The organism is Gilliamella sp. BG3 (assembly GCF_046635605.1).
Lineage (GTDB): Bacteria > Pseudomonadota > Gammaproteobacteria > Enterobacterales > Orbaceae > Gilliamella > Gilliamella bombi.
Genome location: NZ_JBIDFE010000008.1, coordinates 47,737 through 71,309, shown reverse-complemented (window position 1 = coordinate 71,309; position 23,573 = coordinate 47,737). Strand labels below are relative to the sequence as shown.

Annotated in this window: 19 protein-coding genes; 17 read left to right on the top strand and 2 right to left on the bottom strand. The window is 33.2% G+C overall.

From position 1 onward, the window contains the following. Positions 1-49: 49 nt before the first annotated feature. Together ACGH6S_RS05470 and ACGH6S_RS05465 are read right to left on the bottom strand one after the other, a co-directional pair. Positions 50-1,366 (bottom strand): phosphoethanolamine transferase, encoded by a 1,317-nt coding sequence (locus ACGH6S_RS05470; protein WP_202983949.1) that lies wholly within the window; start codon positions 1,364-1,366, stop codon positions 50-52. 712 nt (positions 1,367-2,078) lie between these two features. Then, the gene (locus tag ACGH6S_RS05465; protein ID WP_202983950.1) at positions 2,079-3,680 is read right to left on the bottom strand and encodes a phosphoethanolamine transferase; all 1,602 of its coding nucleotides are present in this window, start codon (positions 3,678-3,680) and stop codon (positions 2,079-2,081) included. A 307-nt stretch (positions 3,681-3,987) separates the two neighbouring features. Between ACGH6S_RS05465 and ACGH6S_RS05460 the strand changes: the two genes are divergently transcribed. From ACGH6S_RS05460 to ACGH6S_RS05380, 17 genes are all read left to right on the top strand, one after another. Beyond that, a complete protein-coding gene (locus tag ACGH6S_RS05460; protein WP_202983951.1) occupies positions 3,988-4,221 on the top strand; it encodes a Flp family type IVb pilin in 234 nt (77 codons plus the stop codon). Between the two features lie 108 nt (positions 4,222-4,329). Beyond that, positions 4,330-5,637 carry a CpaF family protein gene (locus ACGH6S_RS05455; RefSeq protein WP_174799013.1) on the top strand — a complete coding sequence of 436 codons (1,308 nt, stop codon included), beginning with the start codon at positions 4,330-4,332 and terminating at the stop codon, positions 5,635-5,637. After that, positions 5,634-6,560 (top strand): type II secretion system F family protein, encoded by a 927-nt coding sequence (locus tag ACGH6S_RS05450; protein ID WP_174799014.1) that lies wholly within the window; start codon positions 5,634-5,636, stop codon positions 6,558-6,560. The genes ACGH6S_RS05455 and ACGH6S_RS05450 overlap by 4 nt, the downstream gene beginning before the upstream one ends. 3 nt (positions 6,561-6,563) lie before the next feature. Further along, positions 6,564-7,442 (top strand): type II secretion system F family protein, encoded by an 879-nt coding sequence (locus ACGH6S_RS05445; RefSeq protein ID WP_174799015.1) that lies wholly within the window; start codon positions 6,564-6,566, stop codon positions 7,440-7,442. 13 nt (positions 7,443-7,455) lie between these two features. Further along, positions 7,456-8,868: a tetratricopeptide repeat protein gene (locus ACGH6S_RS05440; RefSeq protein ID WP_296302745.1), complete on the top strand. Its 1,413-nt coding sequence runs from the start codon at positions 7,456-7,458 to the stop codon at positions 8,866-8,868. A gap of 50 nt (positions 8,869-8,918) precedes the next feature. Further along, the gene (locus ACGH6S_RS05435) at positions 8,919-9,803 is read left to right on the top strand and encodes a hypothetical protein (protein WP_174799017.1); all 885 of its coding nucleotides are present in this window, start codon (positions 8,919-8,921) and stop codon (positions 9,801-9,803) included. Between the two features lie 2 nt (positions 9,804-9,805). Then, a complete protein-coding gene (locus ACGH6S_RS05430) occupies positions 9,806-11,239 on the top strand; it encodes a type II and III secretion system protein family protein (protein WP_174799018.1) in 1,434 nt (477 codons plus the stop codon). Positions 11,240-11,257: 18 nt separating this feature from the next. Next, a complete protein-coding gene (locus ACGH6S_RS05425) occupies positions 11,258-12,421 on the top strand; it encodes a hypothetical protein (protein ID WP_174799019.1) in 1,164 nt (387 codons plus the stop codon). 30 nt (positions 12,422-12,451) lie between these two features. Then, positions 12,452-12,916, top strand: coding sequence for a TadE/TadG family type IV pilus assembly protein (locus tag ACGH6S_RS05420; RefSeq protein ID WP_174799020.1), 465 nt, complete (start codon positions 12,452-12,454; stop codon positions 12,914-12,916). A 32-nt stretch (positions 12,917-12,948) separates the two neighbouring features. Beyond that, positions 12,949-13,719 carry a tight adherence pilus pseudopilin TadF gene (gene tadF / locus ACGH6S_RS05415; RefSeq protein ID WP_174799021.1) on the top strand — a complete coding sequence of 257 codons (771 nt, stop codon included), beginning with the start codon at positions 12,949-12,951 and terminating at the stop codon, positions 13,717-13,719. Positions 13,720-13,854: 135 nt separating this feature from the next. Then, on the top strand, positions 13,855-15,717 hold the full coding sequence (locus ACGH6S_RS05410; RefSeq protein WP_411578443.1) for a hypothetical protein: 1,863 nt from the start codon (positions 13,855-13,857) through the stop codon (positions 15,715-15,717). Positions 15,718-15,737: 20 nt separating this feature from the next. Further along, positions 15,738-17,093 carry an RCC1 domain-containing protein gene (locus ACGH6S_RS05405; RefSeq protein ID WP_411578444.1) on the top strand — a complete coding sequence of 452 codons (1,356 nt, stop codon included), beginning with the start codon at positions 15,738-15,740 and terminating at the stop codon, positions 17,091-17,093. Beyond that, positions 17,093-17,542, top strand: coding sequence for a prepilin peptidase (locus tag ACGH6S_RS05400; RefSeq protein ID WP_174799024.1), 450 nt, complete (start codon positions 17,093-17,095; stop codon positions 17,540-17,542). Before ACGH6S_RS05405 ends, ACGH6S_RS05400 begins: the two co-directional genes overlap by 1 nt. Positions 17,543-17,991: 449 nt before the next feature. Next, positions 17,992-19,227: an NRAMP family divalent metal transporter gene (locus tag ACGH6S_RS05395; RefSeq protein WP_296301270.1), complete on the top strand. Its 1,236-nt coding sequence runs from the start codon at positions 17,992-17,994 to the stop codon at positions 19,225-19,227. Positions 19,228-19,242: 15 nt separating this feature from the next. Then, complete coding sequence (locus ACGH6S_RS05390) at positions 19,243-20,019, top strand: LamB/YcsF family protein (RefSeq protein WP_411578458.1); 777 nt, start codon at positions 19,243-19,245, stop codon at positions 20,017-20,019. 163 nt (positions 20,020-20,182) lie between these two features. Continuing rightward, positions 20,183-21,790: an urea amidolyase family protein gene (locus ACGH6S_RS05385; RefSeq protein WP_296302736.1), complete on the top strand. Its 1,608-nt coding sequence runs from the start codon at positions 20,183-20,185 to the stop codon at positions 21,788-21,790. Next, entirely contained in the window at positions 21,783-23,531 is a 1,749-nt protein-coding gene (locus tag ACGH6S_RS05380) for an acetyl/propionyl/methylcrotonyl-CoA carboxylase subunit alpha (RefSeq protein ID WP_411578445.1), read from the top strand. The genes ACGH6S_RS05385 and ACGH6S_RS05380 overlap by 8 nt, the downstream gene beginning before the upstream one ends. The last annotated feature ends 42 nt before the right edge of the window (positions 23,532-23,573 follow it).

The window sequence follows — 23,573 nt, the reverse complement described above, 5'->3', positions numbered from 1 at the left end:
AAAAACATAATGATGATAAAAAATTTTTCAACGTATAGTAAGTAACAAATTAATGTTTGTTAAGTACTTCTAAAAAAGGCATGACACTGCTGTTTGGCATAAAAACTCGATCATTGTTTTTTTCTTTGTCAAGGATAGCTGGATCAATCTCATAACCTAACAGATTAGAAAGAATATATTTATTCATAAGCCCACTTAAATAACCATCTGGTCCCCGAAATGATTCAATAAATTGACAATTATATCGTTGATTGGTCGATATAAACATAAAAGGGATTAGAAATTGGTCAACGTTGTCACCAATACCATGCCCAACATTCACAATTTCGCCATGATCCGAGGTATAAATAATGGTATAGTTGTTACTATATTTATTGATAACATCATATAATGCTTTGATTGTACGGTCGGTGTGATGAATAGTTAAATCATATTCTTCGACATCAGGTAAAGCCAACTTATCAACTTCATCATAACCTTTTGTATAGGGTTGATGGCTACCGCGCAAATGCACAAAAATAAATTTTTTTGGAGAATTATCTTTTTGTAGGGTGTCTTCTAATAATTGACTTAAATTAATATCCAAAAGATCTTCACTAAAAGTGATAACATCGCTTTTACGTGCAATAAAGCCATATTTAGTATTAAATGTACCTTTAATTCGTTGCCTAGCCGATGCTAACCAATAGGTTTTGTAATGATTGAACTTAGCCATTTCAATAATCGATTTATTATCGAATAAGTTATCATTACTTTCGGGTACATTGAATGAAAGTGTCATTGGTATAGAATCCCGGGTTAAAGCGGCTGCTGAGTGGCTATTTGGGATAATACATCCGCCATTTTGACTAAAAATATTGGTCATAAAAGGCGTAGTTTGTTGATGATAACCATAAGCGCTATAGCGGGAAACTAAAGAAGATTCGCCCATAATAAATACGATCAAGTCGTTATCAGGCTTATTAGGAGGTAAAATCACAGCTTGATTAAATTTCTCAATTTCATTGGTATTTGAATAGATATCCGTTGATGCATAACTAGTTAAAATATAAGCTAAATTAGCAAGTACAGCAGGATAACATTTACGAATTATGCTATCACTAGTTTTATAGAAACCTCGCTTAATATCAGGTTTTAATGCTGTGTAATTTACTAGACAATAAATAAGGTAGAACAATATAAGCACATAAATAGTTATGGGAATAAAAAGTTTAAATTTAATACGAACAATTTTTTTAAGAATCAATAAAATAAAGAAGTCTGCAATAAGCGCAGGAATTATTATGATTGAAGCTTGTTTAGCCATTGACATTGCTTCATAAGAATTAGTCTCAATAATAGAATCAAGTACTCCTTCTGATATCATTTCTCCATAAAAAATAAAATAACTAATTTCGGATAAAAAAAGAAATAATAATGAAAAGCCAAAGACAACAATAAGCTTATGACAGCTGCAAATACAATTATGTACTATCATAATAAAAATTAAAGTTGTTATTATTGTAATATAGAAAAACAAATCCCCAAAAATAGATTCGGTAGATTTTTCATGATAGCTATTATTAAAGCAGTAAGACCAGATAACACTGATAAATGTATAAACTAATAACAATAACATTAAGGGCAGAACTCTTTTTATCCCACATAATTTCATAAAATATGACCTCATCCTATATTTGTGTATTTACTAGTTAAAGGTAACAGTTGATTTTGTTACTCCAGTCCTTAAATATCCTCTAGAATATCTCGCCACGTACAGCTACCGCGTATTCAATATAAAACATTTTCTAGTCTGTTTCTATATGCTTGTTTATTTTTATTTTTTCTTATTTATTTACAATTTCTGTTTTTTCCCAGTAGTTATCTGTTACAGATGTTCTACATATAGCGTGCTGTTATTGCCCATTTTGGCAAAACTATATCATATACAATATCTTTTTATTTTCTTTTTATTGAAAGATCGATAGCCTCTAGTATGTAATAACAAAAAGGAGCTATATTTTTACGGCCCATTTAATATTTTGTATAAAATTCATAGTCTATCTCTATCAATTTCTCAACGTATAATAGGTAACAAATTAATGTTTGTTAAGTACTTCTAAAAAAGGCATGACACTGCTGTTTGGCATAAAAACTCGATCATTGTTTTTTTCTTTGTCAAGGATAGCTGGATCAATCTCATAGCCTAACAGATTAGAAAGAATATATTTATTCATAAGCCCACTTAAATAGCCGTCTTGTCCCCGAAATGATTCAATAAATTGGCAATTATATCGTTGATTGGTTGATATAAACATAAAAGGGATTAGGAACTGGTCAACATTGTCACCTATACCATGCCCAACATTCACAATTTCGCCATGATCCGAGGTATAAATAACGGTATAGTTGTTACTATATTTATTAATAACATCATATAATGCTTTGATTGTACGGTCGGTATGATGAATAGTTAAATCATATGCTTCGGCATCAGGTAAAGCCAACTTATCAACTTCATCATAACCTTTTGTATAGGGTTGATGGCTACCGCGCAAATGCACAAAAATAAATTTTTTTGAAGAATTATCTTTTTGTAGAGTGTCTTCTAATAATTGACTTAAATTAATATCCAAAAGATCTTCACTAAAAGTGATAACATCGCTTTTACGCGCAATAAAACCAAATTTGCTATTAAATGTACCTTGAATTGCTTGCGCAGCCGATGCTAACCAATAGGTTTTGTAATGATTGAACTTAGCCATCTCAATAATCGATTTATTATCGAACAAATTATCATTACTTTCGGGCACATTGAATGAAAGTGTCATTGGTATAGAATCCCGGGTTAAAGCGGCTGCTGAGTGGCTATTTGGGATAATACATCCGCCATTTTGACTAAAAATATTGGTCATAAAAGGCGTAGTTTGCTGATGATAACCATAAGCGCTATAGCGGGAAACTAAAGAAGATTCGCCCATAATAAATACGATCAAGTCGTTATCAGGCTTATTAGGAGGTAAAATCACAGCTTGATTAAATTTCTCAATTTCATTGGTATTTGAATAGATATCCGTTGATGCATAACTAGCCAAAAGATAGGATAAATCGCCTAGCACAGCAGGGAATATTGTTCGAATTACACTAACACTACTTTTAAGATGACCATTTTTAATGTCAGACTTTAGTGATGATTTAGTTACTAGGAATAAAAGAACAACGGATAGTATAAGTATATACAAAGATAGGGGGACAAAAATCCTAAATTTAACAAAAATTAATTTTTTAAGAACAAATAAAAAAAGAAAGGTTGTAATAAATGCTGGACCTATTATGAGCAAAGCCTGTTTAGTCATTGACGTTACTTCGTGAGAATTAGTCTCAATAATAGAATCAAGTACTCCTTCTGATATTATTTCCCCATAAAAAATACAATAACTAATTTCAGATAAAAAAAGAAATAAAAATAAAAACCCAAAGACAACAATGGGTTTATGACGACTACTAATACTTGTATGTACTAACACAATAAAACATAAAGTTGTTATTGTAATTAGATAAAAAAAAGGATTTTCAAAACAAAATCCATCCCTTTGTGCTCCAGACTTAGTAAGGTAAATAAAAGCAAAAATAACACTAATAAAAGTATAGATTAACAGTAAAATTAAGCGGGAACTTCTTTTAATTCCATATGATTTCATAATATATCTTAGTTATCTTATCGTTATTTTGTAAAAATTATAATAATCAATTATATTTTTTCAATTAAATTTTATTAAACAGAGTGCATTATTGAATTTTTAAAAATACATGTTTTTGAAAAAAAAGAAGTAATATAATTATGTTAATGGTGAATATTTACACAATAATAATGATGTGAATTATTAAAATACAATTTTCGATCGATAGCTAGTCATTTTAATTTTATTAGTGTAAGATATGTACACTTCTTGATAAAGAAGTATAAATTTTTAGTAATAATTAAAAAGTATTTAAAAGGAGAAAATAATGATGTATTTATCAGCAATTCGTGCTCAAACAAGAAATTTTTTAGGTAAATTTGTTAAAAATGAAAAAGGTGTAACAGCAATTGAATATGCAATTGTTGCAGCTGGTGTTGCTACTGTTGTATTCGTTGTCTTTAAAGGTGATGGTCCAGTAGCTTCAATGTTAAGTAATGTTTTTAGTACTTTAAAAACTAAAGTAATTTCTACAATCAATACTGTATCTACTGGTGCTTAATTTAGTTTGAAGATAATGTATTATTAATCTTTGTTAAGTCAAAGTTGCTAGCACGAGTTAAAGTGCTAGTAACTTTTTTGTAATGTAAAAAATAATATAATAAATGTTATGGCTAATGGACAATCTAAGTTTTCTGATGAATGGGGTAGAGTTCGTGACTTGGTTTTTCAAGTACTTGATCTTGATTTAATTGAGCAATTAAAAAACGAACCCAATCGAGTTTTGCGTGAAATTCAAACAATAATCAGAGATATTGTTAATTCTGGCAATGCTTATATTACTGCCGATGAATCGGGTGTATTGGCAGGTATGATTTGCGATGAAATTATTGGTTATGGTCCAATTGACTCATTAATGAAAGATGAAACGGTTAATGATATTTTAGTCAACGGTCCTTATAGTATTTATGTTGAACGGGGCGGGGTCCTTGCCAAAACGGATAAGTTTTTTATAAACGAACGTCAACTACTTGATATCGCAAGACGTTTAGTCAATAAAGTCGGTAAAAATATTGATGAGGCACATCCTTTAGTCGATTCACGGATGCCCGATGGTAGCCGACTTAATGTTGTTATTCCTCCAGTTGCCATTGATGGAACGTCGATGTCAATTCGTAAATTTGGTACTGGCCGTCGAACATTTCATGACTTGATCAACTATGGTTCACTAAATGAGGACATGGCTAATTTTTTAGTTATTGCTGCTCGATGTCGAATGAATATTATTGTTTCAGGTGGAACAGGTTCTGGTAAAACAACAATGCTTAATGCATTGTCTGGATTTATAGGTGAACATGAGCGAACTATTACACTTGAAGATGCCGCTGAATTAAAGTTGCAGCAAGATCATGTGCTTAGACTGGAAACCAAATCAGGTGGTGAAGATGGTCGTGGAAGAGTAACTATGCAAAATCTCTTAGTTAATGCATTGCGTATGCGACCAGATCGAATTATTTTAGGGGAGTGCCGTGGTGAAGAAGCTTTTGAAATGCTTCAAGCTATGAATACGGGTCACAATGGTTCAATGTCGACATTACACGCCAATACTGCTAAAGATGCTTTATCTCGATTAGAAAGTATGATCATTATGGCTCAACCTGAATTACCTATTGTTGCAATTAGACATTATATTGCTTCTTCCGTTAACTATATTATTCAGGCTTCACGCCTTCCAGATGGACAACGTAAAGTAATGAGTATTACTGAAGTTATGGGATTAGAATCCGATAATATTGTTACTCATGACGTTTTTAAGTTTAAAATTCATGACGAAAGAGACGGAAATGGTAAGATTCAAGGTGAATTTGTCTGTAATGGATTAGTTAGGCGATCTGCACTTTATGATAGTGCTCAATATTATGAAATGTCAGATGTGTTAGAAAAACTAATGTTAAATGCAGTAGGTTTAAAAACATGATTCTACTTCTTTCGCTGGTGCTTATTTTTGTTGCCATTATAAATATTTTTGCATTGCATCGCCGTAGTGGGCGATTACAAGTATTTTATAATGTCGAAACTAAAAATACTTCGTTATCAAGTTTGGTCGAAAGACAATTATCTCAAAAAAAGCAATCCTCTTGGGAACGCATCAGCTTTAATATTAAAATGATGATTAGAGCTGATTACAATTTTCTTGTAATAGGGCAATCAAAAAGTCGGTTGTTTGTTTATATTTTTGCAGGTACAGTTGCAGGTATCATATTGAATGAAAAGTATATTAACTATAATAGCTATTTTGCTACTTTAGTTAGTATTATTATCACAATTGTTATAATTATTTATATAAAAAAAAGAAAGTTAAAAAAAGAGTTTTACGATACATTTCCTGAAGCATTAAACACTATTACAGGTGTTGTGTCATCTGGTGGTGCAATAACAACAAGTTTTAAAACGTGTGGAAATTCTATTGGTGGAATTGTTGGTGAAGTAATGAAGGATGTGGATAGCCGAATTGAAATTGGTGAAAATATTGAGGATGTGTTAATAAGATCTTATTTAAGGCTTCCATTTCCAGAATATTATTTTTTTATTTTGACAGTAATGGTTAATCTAGATAGTGGTGGAGAATTAAAAGAAGTTCTTAGTCGGTTAACAAAAATGTTAATAAACAATCGAATTTTAACTAAAACTAGAGACGGTAAAACGGCTGAATTAAGAATGACTATGAAAATACTAGGTGGTATGCCTTTTGCTTTTATTTTTATTCTTAAATTTGCTTCACCAGCAAATTATGAACAATTGGTTGGCACAACAGCTGGTCATTATGTTTTATATTATATATTTGGTAGTGTGGTTATTGGGCTTTTCATTATAAAAGGAATGGTTAATAAGGTCATTTAAATTATGATGAATTTATTAAATATATTAATTCCCATTATTTTAATTTTTATAGGTAGTAGAGAATTAGTCTGCTTATATTTGTTGCATCAAAGAAAAGAAAAACTTAATTTGTTATTAAGTAATGAAAATGAAGAAAAGAGAACACCTAAAAAGCATATTAACCAAAGAAATCTTGCTTTTGAGAGACTCGCTGAAAAAAATAGCATAAGCTTAACTTTTTTGCGCCGTTTTCAAGAACAAAATAGTTGGAAGATTTACGCTATCATTATCGGATTTTCATTTTTTTATCTTGTGAATCAAATATTTTCTTTTATTGAACTTAGTTCAAATATATTACTAATTGTATTATTCCTTATTATTATTATAGTCATTATTCTGCCTGATAGATTGGTAAAAAAACAAACAGAAAAAAGAATTAAAAGAATTTCACAAGATTTACCATTGATCATTGATATGATGGCAATTATGGTGAAATCAGGTATGACAGTCGAAAATGGTTTTAGATATTTAAGCACAAGAGTAAAACCAATTAATAGGGATGTGGCAACTATTTTAGAAAGAGCTTGTTTAATGATGGATGTTAATGGTATCGAGCTCGCTATTGATTTAATTTTGAAAGAAGTACCGTGTAAAGAAGTCAGAATGTTTTGTATTACTTTAAAAAGGAGTATTAGTTATGGTAATTCGATTTATGACGCTTTATTAGAATTATCAGCTGAAATCAGAGAAGTACAAAAATTAACAATAGAAGAAAGAATCGCTGCTATTGCAGCTAAAATGACAATGCCGATGATGGTATTCTTTTTAGTTCCTGTTCTTGTTGTTGTAGTTGCGCCAGTTATTATGAATATTATATCGACATTAAGTCAGATGAATAATTAAGGATCTAGAGATAATGAATGATTTTTTAAAATTCTGTAAACCAAAAGTGTTAATAAATCCGAAATTTATTGCGGTATGTTCAATATTGTTTGTTGCTACTGGATGTCAAAATAGTACCTTAAGATATGATTTAAATGAGCAGCAAAAAATTTTCATTCATGAAACCACAAAAAATTATGGTGGTTTAATTGAGCTTTATAAACAACGTTTACAAAGATCTGATACTGAAGATACAAGATATAAACTTGCTCAAGTCTATTATTTATCTAATGATTATGAAGCATCAAAAAGAACATTAACCCCTGTTTTAAATAAAAGCAAAAATGATAATCTTTTTGTTTTGTATGGTCATGTTGAATCAAAAATGGGGAATAATGACACTGCATTAGAATATTTAGACAAAGCAATCACGATTAATCCTAAAAACGGCGAAGCGTATAATGTAAAAGGTATTGTTTTGTTGAAAAAGAAACAATACGATGCTGCACGATATTCATTCAATCTAGCTAGAGAAAACTTTTATGATGAGAACAAAGTCACAAATAATCTAGCTATGCTATCAATTTTGAATCAAGATTATAATGAGGCTTATAAGCACTTAAATATTTTATATACAAAAGGATATCGTGACCAAACCATTCTTCATAACTTGCTTTACACGTTAGTTAAATTAAATAAAATTCAATTAGCTAAGTCATTTTGCTTAGGGCATAGGTTATCTAGTGAGCCAGAAATATTAATACAAGAACTAAAACAGATCGAGCCAATTAAAGCGATTAAATTTAATGAAATTGTGCCAGCGCAAAGCGAAAATCAAAAGCAGTATACAATTGAAAAATCGGCATCACAAAAGGTAAATAAAACGGACAAGAAAGTTGTTAAGCCTGAAAAAGTAACTAATTCACAAACAACTGATAAGTCGGAAGTTAGTGCTAAATTATCGAGTGTGGCTAAATTAGATTCAGAAACTGAATCCAAAACAGCTTCTCAAGCTACTGCAACTAATTCGGCAGTTGTTAATAAAACAGATTCTAAACAAAATAATCAAGTCAATCGGGCGGCGACTCAATCGACTATTTTAGCTGTTCGATCTGGCGAACATCGAAAATTTAGCCGAATAACTTTTGAAACAGTTAGTCCATTAAATAAAAATCAATACGTAATTGAAAAAATTTCACCAACAGAGTTCAAATTATCGTTATATGACGTAACCCTTCCTAGCAAAGGAATAAATTATATCATTAACCAAATTTCTCGTAGTGATCGTGATTTTGCCAATGTTACAGGAACTTTAACTGCCGAAAAAACATTAGTTTTACAAATAAAAACAAAACAAGACTCAATAGTGAAGGATTTCGATGCAGGCCCTAATTCTAACGGTAAAGCTCATTGCTTTGCATTTGATTTTTATTTAGAGAATAAATAAGTGCAAAAAAAATAATAATAACAATAGATATAAAATTTTAGGGAGTTTGCATGAAACAAAAAAAAATAATTATTCTATATATATTAATGTTAGTTGTGGGACTGGCATTACTATTTACTAAATCATCGCCTGAACCTGTTGCTGAGCCCATAGTTCAGCAACCAGTTCAAGTTAAAGAAGAACCTAAAAAAGAAGAACCTAAAACAGAAATCATAACAGTAGCTGTTGCTAAGCGTGATATTAGTAAAAGAAAAATTTTGACTAAGGATGACTATTATTTTAAATCGATAGAAGTCAAAATTGGGTCTAATGACAAATCCAAATATATAGGCGATGCAACAGAAATCGATGCTTATGTTGCTAAAAATAATATTGCAAAAGATGCATTTATAGAAAGAAGTTTTATTGCTGCACCTAATTCAGAGGAATACTTAATGTCAGCGATAAAAGAAGGAAATTATATGTTTCCATTCAAATTGGATCAAATTGATTCATACTTGGTAAAAAATCTAAAGAGTGGCGATCTTGTTGATCTTTATATATTTTATAGTGATGATGAAATAGCTAAGTCTAATACTAATAGTAAAAATTATAAAGAAGATAGATTAGTTTCACCTAGTGATGATTTTGTTAAAAATCGCATAAAACCAATTATTGTTGGTAAAAAGATTCTCTATATTGATCTAGGAGATACAATAGACCAAAAATTTCAGAGAAAAGAGGTAGGTCAAGTTCAATTAGAGCTTTCAAATCAAGAAATTAAATTATTAAGAACACTAATGACCAATTCCACAGTTATGATGTATCCAAGTACTTATAAACAAAATGTTGATGATGGATTACGTTTGTTAAGTGATAAAGAAAAGAAATGGCCATTAACTGATAAAGCTATTTTCTCAAAGAAAAAACAAATTAATTTGCTAAAAGGGAATTAAGAATGCTAATAAAAGTTAAACCAATTATGAACAAAATCAAACTGCTAGCTTGTTTATTATCAATTAGCTTCTCTCCGTTGGTTTTTGCTAATACTCACAATTTACATATTGGGCAAAGTAAAACAATTGTTTTACCTGAGAATGTAGGTACGGTTTTTATTAGTCAAGACAGCGTTGCAAATTATGAAGTTGTTGATGGTAAATCACTAATTATATATGGTAAACAAAATGGTAGAACTAGTTTACTTGTTTATGATGATGCAAATAATATTATTATTAATGACACCATTAATGTCGATCCACTTTTATCTCAAATTACAAATAGGTTAGCGCAAAACTTTCCAAATAGTAGCGTAACAATAGATCGTTACGATAACGGTGACCCAAGTGGTAGATTTGTCTATGTACTAAATGGTACTGCCCCCGACACTACAACAAAAGGTAAAATCATGGCGCTTGTAGGTACACTTGTTGGGCAAAATGCAGAGCGAATACGAAATAAAGTATCAGGTGAAGATTTTGTCAACCAAGAACTTACATTCCAAGATTACTATGTATATAACAATATTATTGATAATATTAGAGTAATTGAAGAGTATCAAGTTAATGTCAGATTGACTTTTGTTGAAGTTAGCAAAACTTTTACTGATTCATTGGGTATTGAGTGGCAAAGTTTAACTTTGGATAGTATGGCCAAAGGTCAAGATTTTAAGATGAACAATATTGGCGAGTTCACTCTATTAGGTCTAAAAAAAGGATTTAATATTCATAACATTACTACAATGATTCGTGCTATAAAAAATGATCGCCTAGCTAAAATTTTAGCACAACCTAATTTATCTGTATTATCTGGCGAAAGTGCTGCATTTCTTGTTGGTGGTGAGATTCCCATTGTGACTAAAGGTAAAGATGGTGATTCTGAAGTTACTTATAAAGAGTATGGTATTAAATTAAATATCAGTACTAAAGTAAACAATGACAAACGCATTAGATTATTTATTAATAACGAAGTGAGTTCGGTTGCTGGTTCATATGCTTTTAATAACTATAATATACCGACTTTACAAACTCGAAAAACAAGTTCTACTATTGATCTATCTGATGGTGACAGCTTTGTTATTGCAGGATTAATTAGTGAACAGGACTCAGAAACATTATCCCGTATCCCTTTTGTTAGTGAAATTCCTATTTTAGGAGCATTGACTCGTAGTACTACAACTGGTCGTGAAAAGACTGAAATGGTCGTATTTGCAACAGTTAATTTAGTTACACCTAATAATAGTTTTGATGGTGTAGAATTACCGGTTTTAGAGCGAACAGATGCAGTAAATAGTTTCTTTAATATTAAGAATAATATGGATAAACAACGCCGAAAAACAGTACCAATATCTAATGAAAGTGAAAAGTTTATTAACGATATGGGTTTTATTGAATAAAAAATTAGTGGGATTTTTATGCAATTATTTGGTAATAAAAAAGATAAAGATATATCAAAAGAACCATCACAAGAATTTGTGGTTGGACGCATTTCTGGTTTTCAGATCGCTATTTTAAGCAAAAGACCTGAATTGATTGAAAATATTCGTTCGGTGCTTTTCCTTTACAATGTGTTAGCCATGGAGATCTTCTCATTAGAATTATCTGAATTAAAAGAGGACCCACGTTGGAATAAATATGATGCTATTATTTTAGATATTAAAGATGAAGGTGATGCTGAGCTATTATCTGAAAATGTTAATCGTTTTTTTCCAATTCAAGCATCAACAATACTTATTGGTAGCCATGATTCAATCCAGTTTTCTGAATTTTTATTAAAAAAAGGAATTCATTTTTTATTAGAGAATACTCAATTAGAGAAAATTCCTGATATCTTACACTCAAGGAGTATTACTCCACCTGGTTCTAGCCAAAGAGTAGGTAGCGTTATTACATTTTTAGGTTGTAAAGGTGGAATTGGCACATCATCATTAGCAGTTCATACACTAAAAAAAATCAGTTCGTTAACAAATTATCCGCTTCTTTATATCCAAGGTGCAACTACAAGCCCTAATGCAGATTTTTTATTTGAAACACCAATTCCTCAAGATGGTTCAATTGTTGATATTGAAATGTCTTTACGAGTAAAAGTTGAACTTGCTGATAAGGCTTGGAAATATGATGATCTAAATTCAGGTCAATTCAATATTACTGTTATTGATCAAAATATGGGATTGCAATCTTCGTTTAAGCATTTTGATGAAATCATAAAGCTTTCAAACATTGTGTTTATTGTAATAAATAGAGATCCCTTTTCAATCAAAGTTGCTAAGAGAATTTTGGAGGAAATCGCACGTATTAGTACACAAAATACGGATTTATTAAATAAACGTTTTTTGGTTTGTTTAAATGAAAACCTTCCTTATGATAAAAAAAATGCTTTGCAAAATGAGGATATTGAAGAATTCTTAGGTAGAAATATCGATTTTACACGCAAATTTATTCCAAGATTAGATAAATTTAAAAAAGCACATACTAGCAGTGAAATAAATGAAATGGCTGCGGCTATTATTGGTAATAAAAAAGTTAAAAAAAATAAACAAAAGATGTCTTTTTCAATATTAAAGAAAAAGAAAGATTAATCGTTAATATAATAGAGTAGAGCAAAAATTATGTTTAAATATTGGAAATTATTCTTTGGTCAAAAAAATGCAAGTGTTTCGATAGAGTTTGCAATTGTTTTTCCTTATTTAATTGTTCTATTTTTATTTGTACTAGAATTTAGTCGAATTATGATTATTGGTTCGGCTTTAGATCTGGTGACTACAGAAATAACTAGAAAAACGGCGATTTCTCAAAATGCAGACTATAATCAACAGTTGCAGGAGTTGATTAATTCTGAAGTGCCTTCATGGCCTTATATAGCAGATCCACAAAAATTTGAAATAACTGTGAAATACTGTAAAAAAATTGATGAGGCAATTAATAATAATTGCCTAAATACTCCAGTTAGCGATGCTCCAATACTATTATTTGAATTGAAGTATGACTACAATGCTATATTCTCCAAGCTGTTTGGTCGTATACTTGACAGCTCTCTGGAAAAGAAGACTATTGTTTACCGTGAGTTTTATTAAAATAATTGATAATTAAAGGAATGAAATAGCAAATGAGATATTCTGATAATTTTTTTCGTAATAAAGACGGTATAATTTCAATAGAGTTTGCAGCATGTTTTTGTTTGTTTTCACTTTTAGTATTTATTATCTATGATACTTACAGTAGTATCATGTTACAAAATAGATTAGAGCGGGCAAATTATACTGTAGCTTCTATTTTTCGTGAAAGATCAGCAATTTATCCAGTTATAAATGGCTCGACAGTTCAAGAGGTGGCTGCATTATGTGCTGATTCTAACTTCTGTTTTAATTCTCATGAGTTATTTGATGGTACTCAAGTGGAAGAACTCAGCCGCCTAGCAAGTTCATTACTAAATGGACGTAATGTTACTTTAAAAGTCGATAGTTTATTTATTTTTCAAGATGTTGCTAACCCCAAAAGCTTGGCTCATGCGCAACTTGTTAATCTAAGCGCTAGTTCTTGCTCCTCTGGTGTATGTAATGATGGTGGTATTGGGGACTATTTTAATTCGTTACCCAGTATGACTGATAATTCAAATAACTCACTTACTGACTATTCCAAACTTGTTCCGTATGTTGAACGTGCTGCTGATCCCACAACAGGGTTAGCAGGGCGTTGGATTCCCTTATATCGAGTTAGTATGTGTATAGTTAACGAAGAAAGCCTTTATTTAAAATGGTTTAATTCAAGCAGAAAAGCTACTGATACTTTACCAAATTTATGTAGCAATATTGTAGTGTTATCACGTTGTAATGATATTTCAAGCTCTGATGGAAATTGCCCAATTTATTATCGGTAATCAACACACTTTTGAGAGTATTATATGAGCCATAACAGACATAAACAAATTAATCATAAGAAATCTTTTTTTAAGTGTTCTTCAGGGAGTGCTGCTATAAGTTTCGCCTTGATGTTTCCTGCAATGCTAATTTGTATGTTAGTTTCAATAAATCATACTCAAACAATGCGCGACCGTGCAAGGATCTCAGAAGCGACTAACGAAGCTTCGTTGGCGATTATCGCATTAAACAATGAAAATGCTGATAAGACAGCAATTGAACAAAATCGCAAAATGGCATTGAACTATATTAATTATTTTGTTTATCAAAAAATTAGTGATGATTTAGTAGAAGATGCCGATGCCTCTATTAATATAGAATATAATAAAAACACAAAGGTATATAGTATTGCCTATAAACAGAAAGTTGATTCCTTAACAAGTAGTAAAGACAAAGGAAAAGTTGGTGAGTTAAATCAATCTATGATTGTTAGCAATAAAACTGAAAGTTATGGTAATACAAAGAAATTTGATAGATATGACTCATTTGATATTGCTTTTATTAGTGATTTTTCAGGTTCAGCAACATGCCAATATGGCGATACAGGTTGTAATGACTACTCTCCTCAAAATGGAAATAGTGATCAGCAACGTCTTCAATATATGAAACAAGCAATAGCTAATATTATTAATAATTTTCAAGGACATTCAGAGATTAAATTTGCATTAGTTCCTTATGATATTGGTGTGCCAGTTCAGCAAGACACTAAAAACCTAGCTGGTGGTGATAGCTATGGTTGTTCAGTTATGTACAAATTGAAAAGCCCCTATGATAAAGTTGATTATAACTTTTGGGCAAATAAAAACATTGCGTATGCTAGATGGAGTAATTTAAAGGAAAGCGGAGGGATGAGTGAGAGCTATTTAGATTATGACTATTTAGGTAAATATGAAAACTCGGTTACTTATTATTTGGATTATTTTAATTATCGTTATTATTCACAAATAATTGGACCAGCGAAAGGATTAAATAATGATAGTGCCTTAGTGCACGATGGATTGTGCCGTAATAGACATCAATCTGAAACGCTTAATATGGGAAAAGCAAGGTATGCTTGCGGTGAAAATAGTCCTGATTATCCATTGCGTCCTGAAAATAGGAAAATTATTGAAAGCCAATATGGTAAAGTTGTTCAACTATATGATTACATGTTTTCGGGAAAATATTCTGATGTACATTATTCATTTGCTAACACTAGAACAGTTGATGTACAAGGTACAATTGATGCATTGTTCAGTGGTATAAAAAGCAATACAATAACATTTAATCGACCTATTTCGCCTACTGTTAGTGATTTTTCGCCATTTTTTGGAATGTGCCAATCGCCTTTATATAGTAATAACATAATGAGCGAAAAGGTGATTAATTTACCGACTAACCATCGAAGGTTTTTAGAAGCATCAAAGCATATAGGAACATTTAAAGCTGTCCCTCATTTAGTCCCTTTTAGTAAAAATGGAAATCATAATTCGGATTTACTAAATTATATCCAGAATGGGAATTGGCAACCTGGCGGAGGAACAGACACTATAACAGCCTTGTTAAGGACAGTTCCTGTAATGGCAAATGGCTCTGCTAATAATAAAATGATGATTATTATTACAGATGGTAAAGATGATGCTGGAGCAGATATTCTCAGAGATAATTTTTTGGATGAAGGTGTTTGCCAAGCAATAACGGCTGGATTAACTTCAGCAACTAATAAAAATAACGGCTATATTGAAAGAGCAGCTAATACGGCGACGATTCACTATATAAAACTCGATCCTAATGCAGTCAATTTAACAACCGATGAACAATATACACAAGTGTATGGAAAATGGTTTACTAAATGTATGAATGGCAATAGAGAATATTTACACGAGGCTCGAGATTATCAGAGTTTATTTGATACTATGATAAAAATTATTCAGACAGAGACGGGTAATTTTGTTAACAAAGACGAATCTAATCAATAATGAAATAGAGGTTACTCTAAATGAAACTAATTAAGTTAATGGTATTATTTGCATCATGTTTATGCTTTTCATTATTTGCAAACGAAAGAACGGATGCTGTTGCGTTAACAAAAAAATCAACAATAAGAGTTCCGACTGCGGCTAACTCTGTTGATACAGTTGTTACGATAGAAAATGGCGAGGTTTGGGTCTGGGGCTATAGAAATAACGGTATGCAAGGTAATGGAGAATTTGTTAATGCCAACGCTCCACCCGCTAGGGCTAGTGTTCTTGTCGATAAAGGTGTTTATATTACGCAAGTAGCTTCAGGAATTCATCATTTGATTGCACTTGATGATCAAGGTAATGTCTGGGGGTGGGGGCAAAATGGTGTTCATGAAGCAGGAGGTTATGCGACTACGCCTTGGTTTCTTCTAACTCCTAGTTTAGTTTTGGAAGGTAAAGATGTTGTTATGATTAATTGTGGAGAATATACTTCTTTTGCTCTAACTCGAAGTGGAGAGGTTTATGCTTGGGGAACTTCATTTTGGGGGCAAATGGCAAATGGCAAGACGGGTACTATTCCAACTGAAGTTCATCGTATTCCTCAATCATATTTTCACGATAGTCCAATTGTATTGATTGGGGCGGGTTATGAATCTGCCTGGGCTATAAACGATCGTGGTGAAATCTTTGCATGGGGAGATGAAGAAAATGAACAATATGGTCACCAAAAGCTTCTAGGAGGGGGATGGGGGCATGACCTTCGAACCTATCCTATACAAATTACTAGCCTGCCGCCAGGTATTAGTGGTGAAGATATAGTAACTATTACAGGAGGAAACCGTTACACTGCTTTTTTAACTTCGGAAGGTGAGGTGTATGCTATGGGAGCTGCTAATCATCTCGGTATTGGATTTGGTTATTTGGGAAATACCCTATACGAACCTGAATTGTATCTTGACGATGTAGAAGGAAAACGCTATAAGGTAAGGTTTGATTTGAGCGTCCCTATCCCTCAACTTGTTATGGATGATGTTAATACGCTTTATTGCCGATATGGAGGATGTGTTGCTGTCACTAATGAGAATGAAATATATACATGGGGGGTAACGCTTCCTGCTTTTGAGGAAAAAGCTAGCCTTTGGCAAATAATGTATGGGTATAAGGCTATGAAAAGAGAAATTGTTGGCAATTTGACCAAAGTTGATGGTGGTAAAGAGCATATAGTTTATTGGAATGATGAAGGGAGAGCTTTTGGGGTAGGATGGAATAATCACTATAAATTTGGTAACATATCACTTCCTGTTACTTGGCCAGGCAAAGAATTAGAATTTGTTACAGACGAGATGAAAAAAGTCTATGGTAAAGATTTTGTTCCAGGACAAGGATACTAATGATTAGCCAAGAATTAATTAATGATATTATTATTTTAGCTATTTGGGCATGTTTGTTATTTTCATGTTATACGGATTTAAAATATCGAACTATCTCAAATAAAATTGTTATAATAATATTCATTTTAGTTATTTTGAATTTTGCCCTTGGCAAAGGGCATCTAGATTATATTGCATCAGCTATATTTTTAATTTGTGGTCTATTCATGTTTTATTGTCGACTTGTTGGTGCTGGAGATATAAAATTAATTACTATTCTTTTGATTTCTATTCCAATAAACAGTGTGCCGTTTTTCTTAGTCGTTATTACCTTTTTGGGGTTACCAATGGCAATTATTGCAATAATATACAGATCCTTCAAAAAAAATTCTGTTACATTGCCTTATGGGCTTGCCATTAGTGGTAGCTATTTTTTAACATCAATAACCTTATTTGAGGTTATACTGTAATAACTAACTTGTAGTTAACATCTTAAATATAATCGCATTTTTATAATAAATATCAATGTTTCCCATCCTCAATAAGCGGGTGGGAAACTCTTTTTTAACCAGCAAACACTTAATAACTGTTATTCCTTAAAAAATATTTGAAATACTCTTACACATAGCTATATAAAAATTATTATGTTTTAGTCACTTTTAATAAAAAGTTTATCCCCTTATTTTAAGAATATGTATGTATACCATTTTGGTGCATATCAGGTCTGTATTAGAGTATTATAAGTTTATTACTTTTTAATGATGAATCATTATAATTATTTTTAATTAGTTTTTTGCTCAAAAAACAGTAATTATATTAACTAACATTTATCAAACTTTGTTTAAGTTATGGCATAGTTATTGCTTATAAATAACTTTGGATAGATTTGTAATTATAAATATTTAGAGGAAACATCCGTATGGAAAATCATAGCAGTAGTACTGTTGCTTTTGTTAAAAATCGGCGTGCTTCATTAATCAGTGCTATTTTTTTAATGGCAACATCAGCAATTGGCCCAGGCTTCATTACTCAAACCGCTACCTTCACCGTTACGCTTGGTACTGCTTTTGGATTTGGTATTTTAGCCTCTATTATTATCGATTTTGTTGTTCAGCAAAATATTTGGCGAATTGTAGCATTAACCAAAATGAACTCTTCAGATATAGCTAATGCAACCATTCCATTTAGTGGTTATTTGCTAGCGGTGTTAATTATATTTGGTGGATTAGTATTTAATATTGGTAATATAGCTGGTGCAGGTTTAGGTTTAAATGCATTGGTTGGCCTTGATCCTAAATGGGGAGGGGCAATTAGTGCACTTTTAGCGGTTTACATATTTTCTTCCCGTAAAGCGAGTCATTTTATAGATCGTTTGATGATTGGTTTTGGTTTGTTGATGATTTTTTTGACACTGTTTGTGGTGTTCGCATCGCATCCACCGATTGGTCAAGCTTTAAAAGAGACAGTGCTTCCAAGCCATGTTGATTTTGCTTCAATTACGACCATAGTTGGTGGGACAGTTGGCGGTTATATTTCTTACGCAGGCGCTCACCGTTTACTTGATAAAGGTATGGTTGGTGTAGAGCATATTGATTATGTTTCAGGCGCAGCCACAAAAGGAATTGTCGTTGTTGGTTTAATGCGTTACATTTTATTTTTAGCGATTTTAGGTGTCGTGGCAAGTGGTGTGACAATTGATATTTCAAGTTATGCTGCTAACCCTGCATCGCAAGCATTTCAAGCGGCTTTGGGAGAGTTTGGATTGCGCCTTTTTGGTTTGATTTTATGGGCAGCAGCCATCACTAGTGTTATTGGGGCAGCTTATACTTCAATGACGTTTATTACTCCGTTTAAACGTACTATTACAGACAGACAACGTCAGTTTGCTACCATTATTTTTATTGTTGTTTCGCTTGCAATTTATTTAATTATGGGGACTGCACCAGTATCATTATTAGTCTTTGCTGGTGGTTTTAATGGTTTAGTTTTACCGCTTGGGTTAACTATTTTTGTTTATATTGGCTGGAGACGTGCTGATCTTATGTCTGGGTATCATTATCCAAGATGGTTATTGTTGTCAGGTTTAGTTGTGTGCGCAATTACTTGGTATATGGGCATAATGTCGGTCGCGACTATTTTTAACTATCTAAAATAGAAGGGCAATATGATAATCACCAAATGTATTGATTTAAATAGTGACCTTGGCGAGAGCTTTGGTCAATGGCAAATGGGTAATGATGAAGCAATGCTAAATGTTGTTAGCAGTGCGAATATTGCTTGTGGATTTCATGCAGGTTCGCCTGCTGGCATTTTAAAAACGTTGAATGCCGCTAAAGCCAATAATGTCCAAGTGGGTGCTCATGTTGGTTACCCTGATTTAGTGGGATTTGGTCGTCGTAATATGGATATAGCAACTGATGAGTTAACCGCTGATGTGATTTATCAAATTGGCGCACTTAAAGGATTAGCCACATCAATCGGTACCAAAGTGAGTTACGTTAAACCACATGGCGCATTATATAACACTATTGCACACGATAAACGTCAAGCAATGGCGGTGATTGATGCGCTTTGTCTTGTTGATCCCACGCTTATTTTGGTTGCGCTTGCTGGCTCAAAACTGATTGAATGGGCTAAAGAAAAGGGTTTAAACGTAGTTGCTGAGGCTTTTGCTGATAGAGCTTATCATGCTGATGGTACTTTAGTTTCTCGTAAAGAGGTTGGAGCGGTATTGCATGATCCTGATTTAGTTGCCGAACGCATGTTGCAATTGGTTAATGATGGTGGCGTGATGTCTATCGAAGGGAAATTTGTGCGTATTGAGGCAGGATCAATTTGTGTCCATGGCGATAGTGCAGGTGCTTTAGGCATGGCACAAAAAGTACGACAAAAACTACAACAAAATGGCATTCATATTGCCTCGTTTACCAAAAGTAATAATAACTAAATTAGTTAATATTTTGAAAAAAATTAATTAAATTAATAAAAAATAAAAATATGATTAGACAACACTTTACCCAGAGGGCTATAAACTTGGCCTTTAATATGACAAAACAATGTAAAATATGTATTGTTAGTGATTGGATGTTGATCATATTTCGAGGTACTTAATGCGATTTTTACCCGTTAATATCGATGCGTTTATCGTAGAATTAAACAGCCTTGAGCAAACCATGGCGCTTACTGATGTGCTTCAAGGTGTTATTGCTGATTGGCATATCAATGAAATAATTCCAGCGGCACGAACCCTATTAATCCGTTATAACCCCATTGTAACCAATGCTAATATACTTGCTGAGCAGATTGCTCAATTAGATATTTCGGCAAGCGTTATGCAATCAGGCGAACAGGTAACAATACCTGTTCGCTATAATGGTGAAGATTTACCTCAAGTGGCAGACTATCTTGGCATAACGGTTGCCGAAGTCATTGCAAGGCACACTGATAACGAGTATCAAGTGGCTTTTTGTGGCTTTGCTCCTGGATTTGCTTATATGGTATCTAAAACGGCTCAGCTTAATGTGCCACGTCGAAGTTCGCCACGAGTCCGCATTCCAGCAGGATCGGTTGCTTTAGCAGGGGAATTTAGTAGTGTTTACCCACAAGCAAGCCCTGGTGGTTGGCAATTGATTGGCATTACAGATACGGCAGTTTGGGATATTTATCGTGATGAGCCAGCGCTGTTCAAACCGGGTACTCGGGTTAATTTTATTGATGTGAGCCAATCGAAAACAACTTATCATTTACCTGCTCATTTATCAGCAGCTAAAAAACAAGATGATCTTGTTGAGCAACAAGATATAACAGTATTAACGACTGGATTGCAAACATTGTTTCAAGACAATGGCCGAATTGGGCAGGCGGCGTTAGGCATTTCTGAATCGGGAGCGATGGATAAAAACGCATTACACAGTGCCAACCGCGTGTTAGGTAACTCAATTAATGAACCAGCGTTAGAAATTACTCAAGGCGGCTTTAGTGCACAAATAAACCGCTCCATGTTAGTTGCGGTAACAGGGGCGGTATGTGATATCACCATTACCACCGCCCAAGGCGAAACATATACTTCGCCCATGTATCGGCCAATTCAATTAGAAGCAGGTGATATTATCCGTTTAGGTAATGTAAAATGTGGCGTTCGTAGTTATTTAGCGGTGCGTGGTGGTTTTCAAGTATCGCCAATTTTAACTAGTTGTGCTTATGATACGCTTGCACAAGTTGGGCCCTTACCACTAAAATCGGGTCAAATGTTGGCGATTAAGCAAGCAAAAACGTTAAATCCAGTATCATTATCAGAAACTCCTATGATTAATTACCCAACTAGTGATGATATAGTAGTGTTAGATATTGTGCTTGGACCACGTACCGATTGGTTTACTCAGCAATCGATAGCGCTTCTTACTTCACAGTTGTGGTCGGTTACTCCAGCTTCTAACCGTATTGGCTTGCGTTTATCTGGCAAGGAACCGTTAATTCGTGAAAAACAACAAGAATTACCTAGTGAAGGTACCTGTATTGGAGCAATACAAATACCAGCTAATGGACAACCTGTATTATTTTTGAATGATCACCCTTTAACAGGAGGTTATCCTGTTATTGGCGCAGTATGTAATTATCATTTAGATTTAGCAGGTCAAATTCCAGTCAATGCTAAAATAAAGTTTAATCCTATAGGGATGTTTAAAGAATTTGAAGGGAGTGATGTTGATCATGTCTGAAAATAATAAAAATATAACACATAAAGTATTGATAGCTAATCGAGGTGAAATTGCTGTACGTATTATTCGCGCTTGCCGTGATATAGGCTTGTTATCTGTTGCAATTTATGCCGATGCTGATATTGAGGCACTTCATGTACAAATGGCTGATGAAGCTTATGGATTAACAGGCAATGTACCTAGCGATACATATTTAGATATTGATAAAATTATCGCAATAGCTAAAAAATCAGGAGCCACCATGGTTCATCCAGGTTATGGTTTTTTATCTGAACGTGTTGAATTTGCTAGAGCAGTACAAGATGCAGACTTAATTTGGGTAGGCCCTAACCCTGAAACGATTGAAATATTGGGTGATAAAGTCAAAGCAAGACAGCTTGCGTTGCAAGTGGGAGCTCCTTTGGTTGTTGGTACAAAAGAGCCTGTAAAAGATGCCAAAGAGGTTATTGAGTTTGCGCATGCCCATGGTTTACCAATTGCTATTAAAGCCGCATTTGGTGGCGGTGGTCGAGGTTTAAAAGTAGCCTGGCAAATGGACGAAGTAGAAGAACTTTATCATTCCGCAGTTCGTGAAGCTACAACTGCTTTTGGGCGAGGTGAGTGTTTTATTGAACAATTTTTGCATAATCCTCGGCATGTTGAAGCACAAGTTATTGCTGATACATTAGGTAATATTGTTGTCGTTGGTACACGTGACTGTTCATTACAACGACGTAATCAAAAATTAATTGAAGAGTCTCCTGCACCTTTTATAACAGATCAATTAGAACAGCAAATTATTCAATCTTCGATTGATATTTGCGCTAAAGCAAATTATGTAGGCGTAGGGACAGTTGAGTTTTTACTTAGCCAAGATGGTAAGTTATCTTTTTTAGAAGTTAATACGAGATTACAAGTTGAACACCCAGTAACAGAAGAAACTACAGGAGTCGATCTTGTTATTGAGCAACTGCGTATTGCCCAAGGTTTACCTCTGAGTATAGATGAAACACCTGCACCTAGAGCTCATGCCATTGAATTTCGTATCAATGCTGAAGACACAGCTAACGGTTTTTTACCTGTAGCTGGTACTATTACACGTTTTGATGTACCAACTGGTCCTGGTGTACGCATAGACAGTGGGGTGATGGCTGGTTCAACAATTCCAGCAACGTTTGATTCCCTTATGGCAAAATTGATTATTGTTGGTAATAATCGACAACATGCCATTGCTAGAGCTCGCCGTGCTTTGGCTGAGTTTTCTATTGAAGGGGTAGCTAGTGTGTTGCCATTTGCTCGTGCGGTTATTGAACATTCTGATTTTTGTGATGATTTTAAATTACATACACGTTGGATTGAAACTGAATTTACTACAACAATAGCACCAGCCAAAAGGCAAATACCACAAAAAGAAGCAGCGTTGACACGCACATTTATTGAGATTGACGGTAAACGTTGTAAACTCGGTTTACCTGCACAACTTCTTGCAGGGTTATCCTTGCAAACGGAAGCTAATTTAGATACATCCTCAAGCGTGAAAGAAGAATTATCTGAATTGATTGTCCAGTCACCTGTGTCGGGTAGTCTTTTTAAATGGGTGATCAATGATAATCAAAGCGTAAACGCAGGCGATGTCATTGCTATTATGGAAGCCATGAAAATGGAAGTTCAAGTTATTGCACATCGAAATGGTGTGCTAAAACAAATACTCAAAGAAGGCAATTATGTTAACGCAGGATCACCTGTTGCAGAAATCATTTAGATAACGCTGATAAAACAAGAATGTTTTTCATCAAAATAGCAA

Coding starts and splice junctions, on each gene's coding strand:
- ACGH6S_RS05420 (WP_174799020.1), top strand. CDS start 12,452: ATGTTTAAATATTGGAAATTATTCTTTGGTCAAAAAAATGCAAGTGTT.
- ACGH6S_RS05385 (WP_296302736.1), top strand. CDS start 20,183: ATGCGATTTTTACCCGTTAATATCGATGCGTTTATCGTAGAATTAAAC.
- ACGH6S_RS05430 (WP_174799018.1), top strand. CDS start 9,806: ATGCTAATAAAAGTTAAACCAATTATGAACAAAATCAAACTGCTAGCT.
- ACGH6S_RS05470 (WP_202983949.1), bottom strand. CDS start 1,366: ATGATATCAGAAGGAGTACTTGATTCTATTATTGAGACTAATTCTTAT.
- ACGH6S_RS05425 (WP_174799019.1), top strand. CDS start 11,258: ATGCAATTATTTGGTAATAAAAAAGATAAAGATATATCAAAAGAACCA.
- ACGH6S_RS05400 (WP_174799024.1), top strand. CDS start 17,093: ATGATTAGCCAAGAATTAATTAATGATATTATTATTTTAGCTATTTGG.
- ACGH6S_RS05405 (WP_411578444.1), top strand. CDS start 15,738: ATGAAACTAATTAAGTTAATGGTATTATTTGCATCATGTTTATGCTTT.
- ACGH6S_RS05395 (WP_296301270.1), top strand. CDS start 17,992: ATGGAAAATCATAGCAGTAGTACTGTTGCTTTTGTTAAAAATCGGCGT.
- ACGH6S_RS05450 (WP_174799014.1), top strand. CDS start 5,634: ATGATTCTACTTCTTTCGCTGGTGCTTATTTTTGTTGCCATTATAAAT.
- ACGH6S_RS05445 (WP_174799015.1), top strand. CDS start 6,564: ATGATGAATTTATTAAATATATTAATTCCCATTATTTTAATTTTTATA.
- ACGH6S_RS05440 (WP_296302745.1), top strand. CDS start 7,456: ATGAATGATTTTTTAAAATTCTGTAAACCAAAAGTGTTAATAAATCCG.
- ACGH6S_RS05455 (WP_174799013.1), top strand. CDS start 4,330: ATGGCTAATGGACAATCTAAGTTTTCTGATGAATGGGGTAGAGTTCGT.
- ACGH6S_RS05380 (WP_411578445.1), top strand. CDS start 21,783: ATGTCTGAAAATAATAAAAATATAACACATAAAGTATTGATAGCTAAT.
- ACGH6S_RS05410 (WP_411578443.1), top strand. CDS start 13,855: ATGTTAGTTTCAATAAATCATACTCAAACAATGCGCGACCGTGCAAGG.
- tadF (WP_174799021.1), top strand. CDS start 12,949: ATGAGATATTCTGATAATTTTTTTCGTAATAAAGACGGTATAATTTCA.
- ACGH6S_RS05465 (WP_202983950.1), bottom strand. CDS start 3,680: ATGAAATCATATGGAATTAAAAGAAGTTCCCGCTTAATTTTACTGTTA.
- ACGH6S_RS05460 (WP_202983951.1), top strand. CDS start 3,988: ATGATGTATTTATCAGCAATTCGTGCTCAAACAAGAAATTTTTTAGGT.
- ACGH6S_RS05435 (WP_174799017.1), top strand. CDS start 8,919: ATGAAACAAAAAAAAATAATTATTCTATATATATTAATGTTAGTTGTG.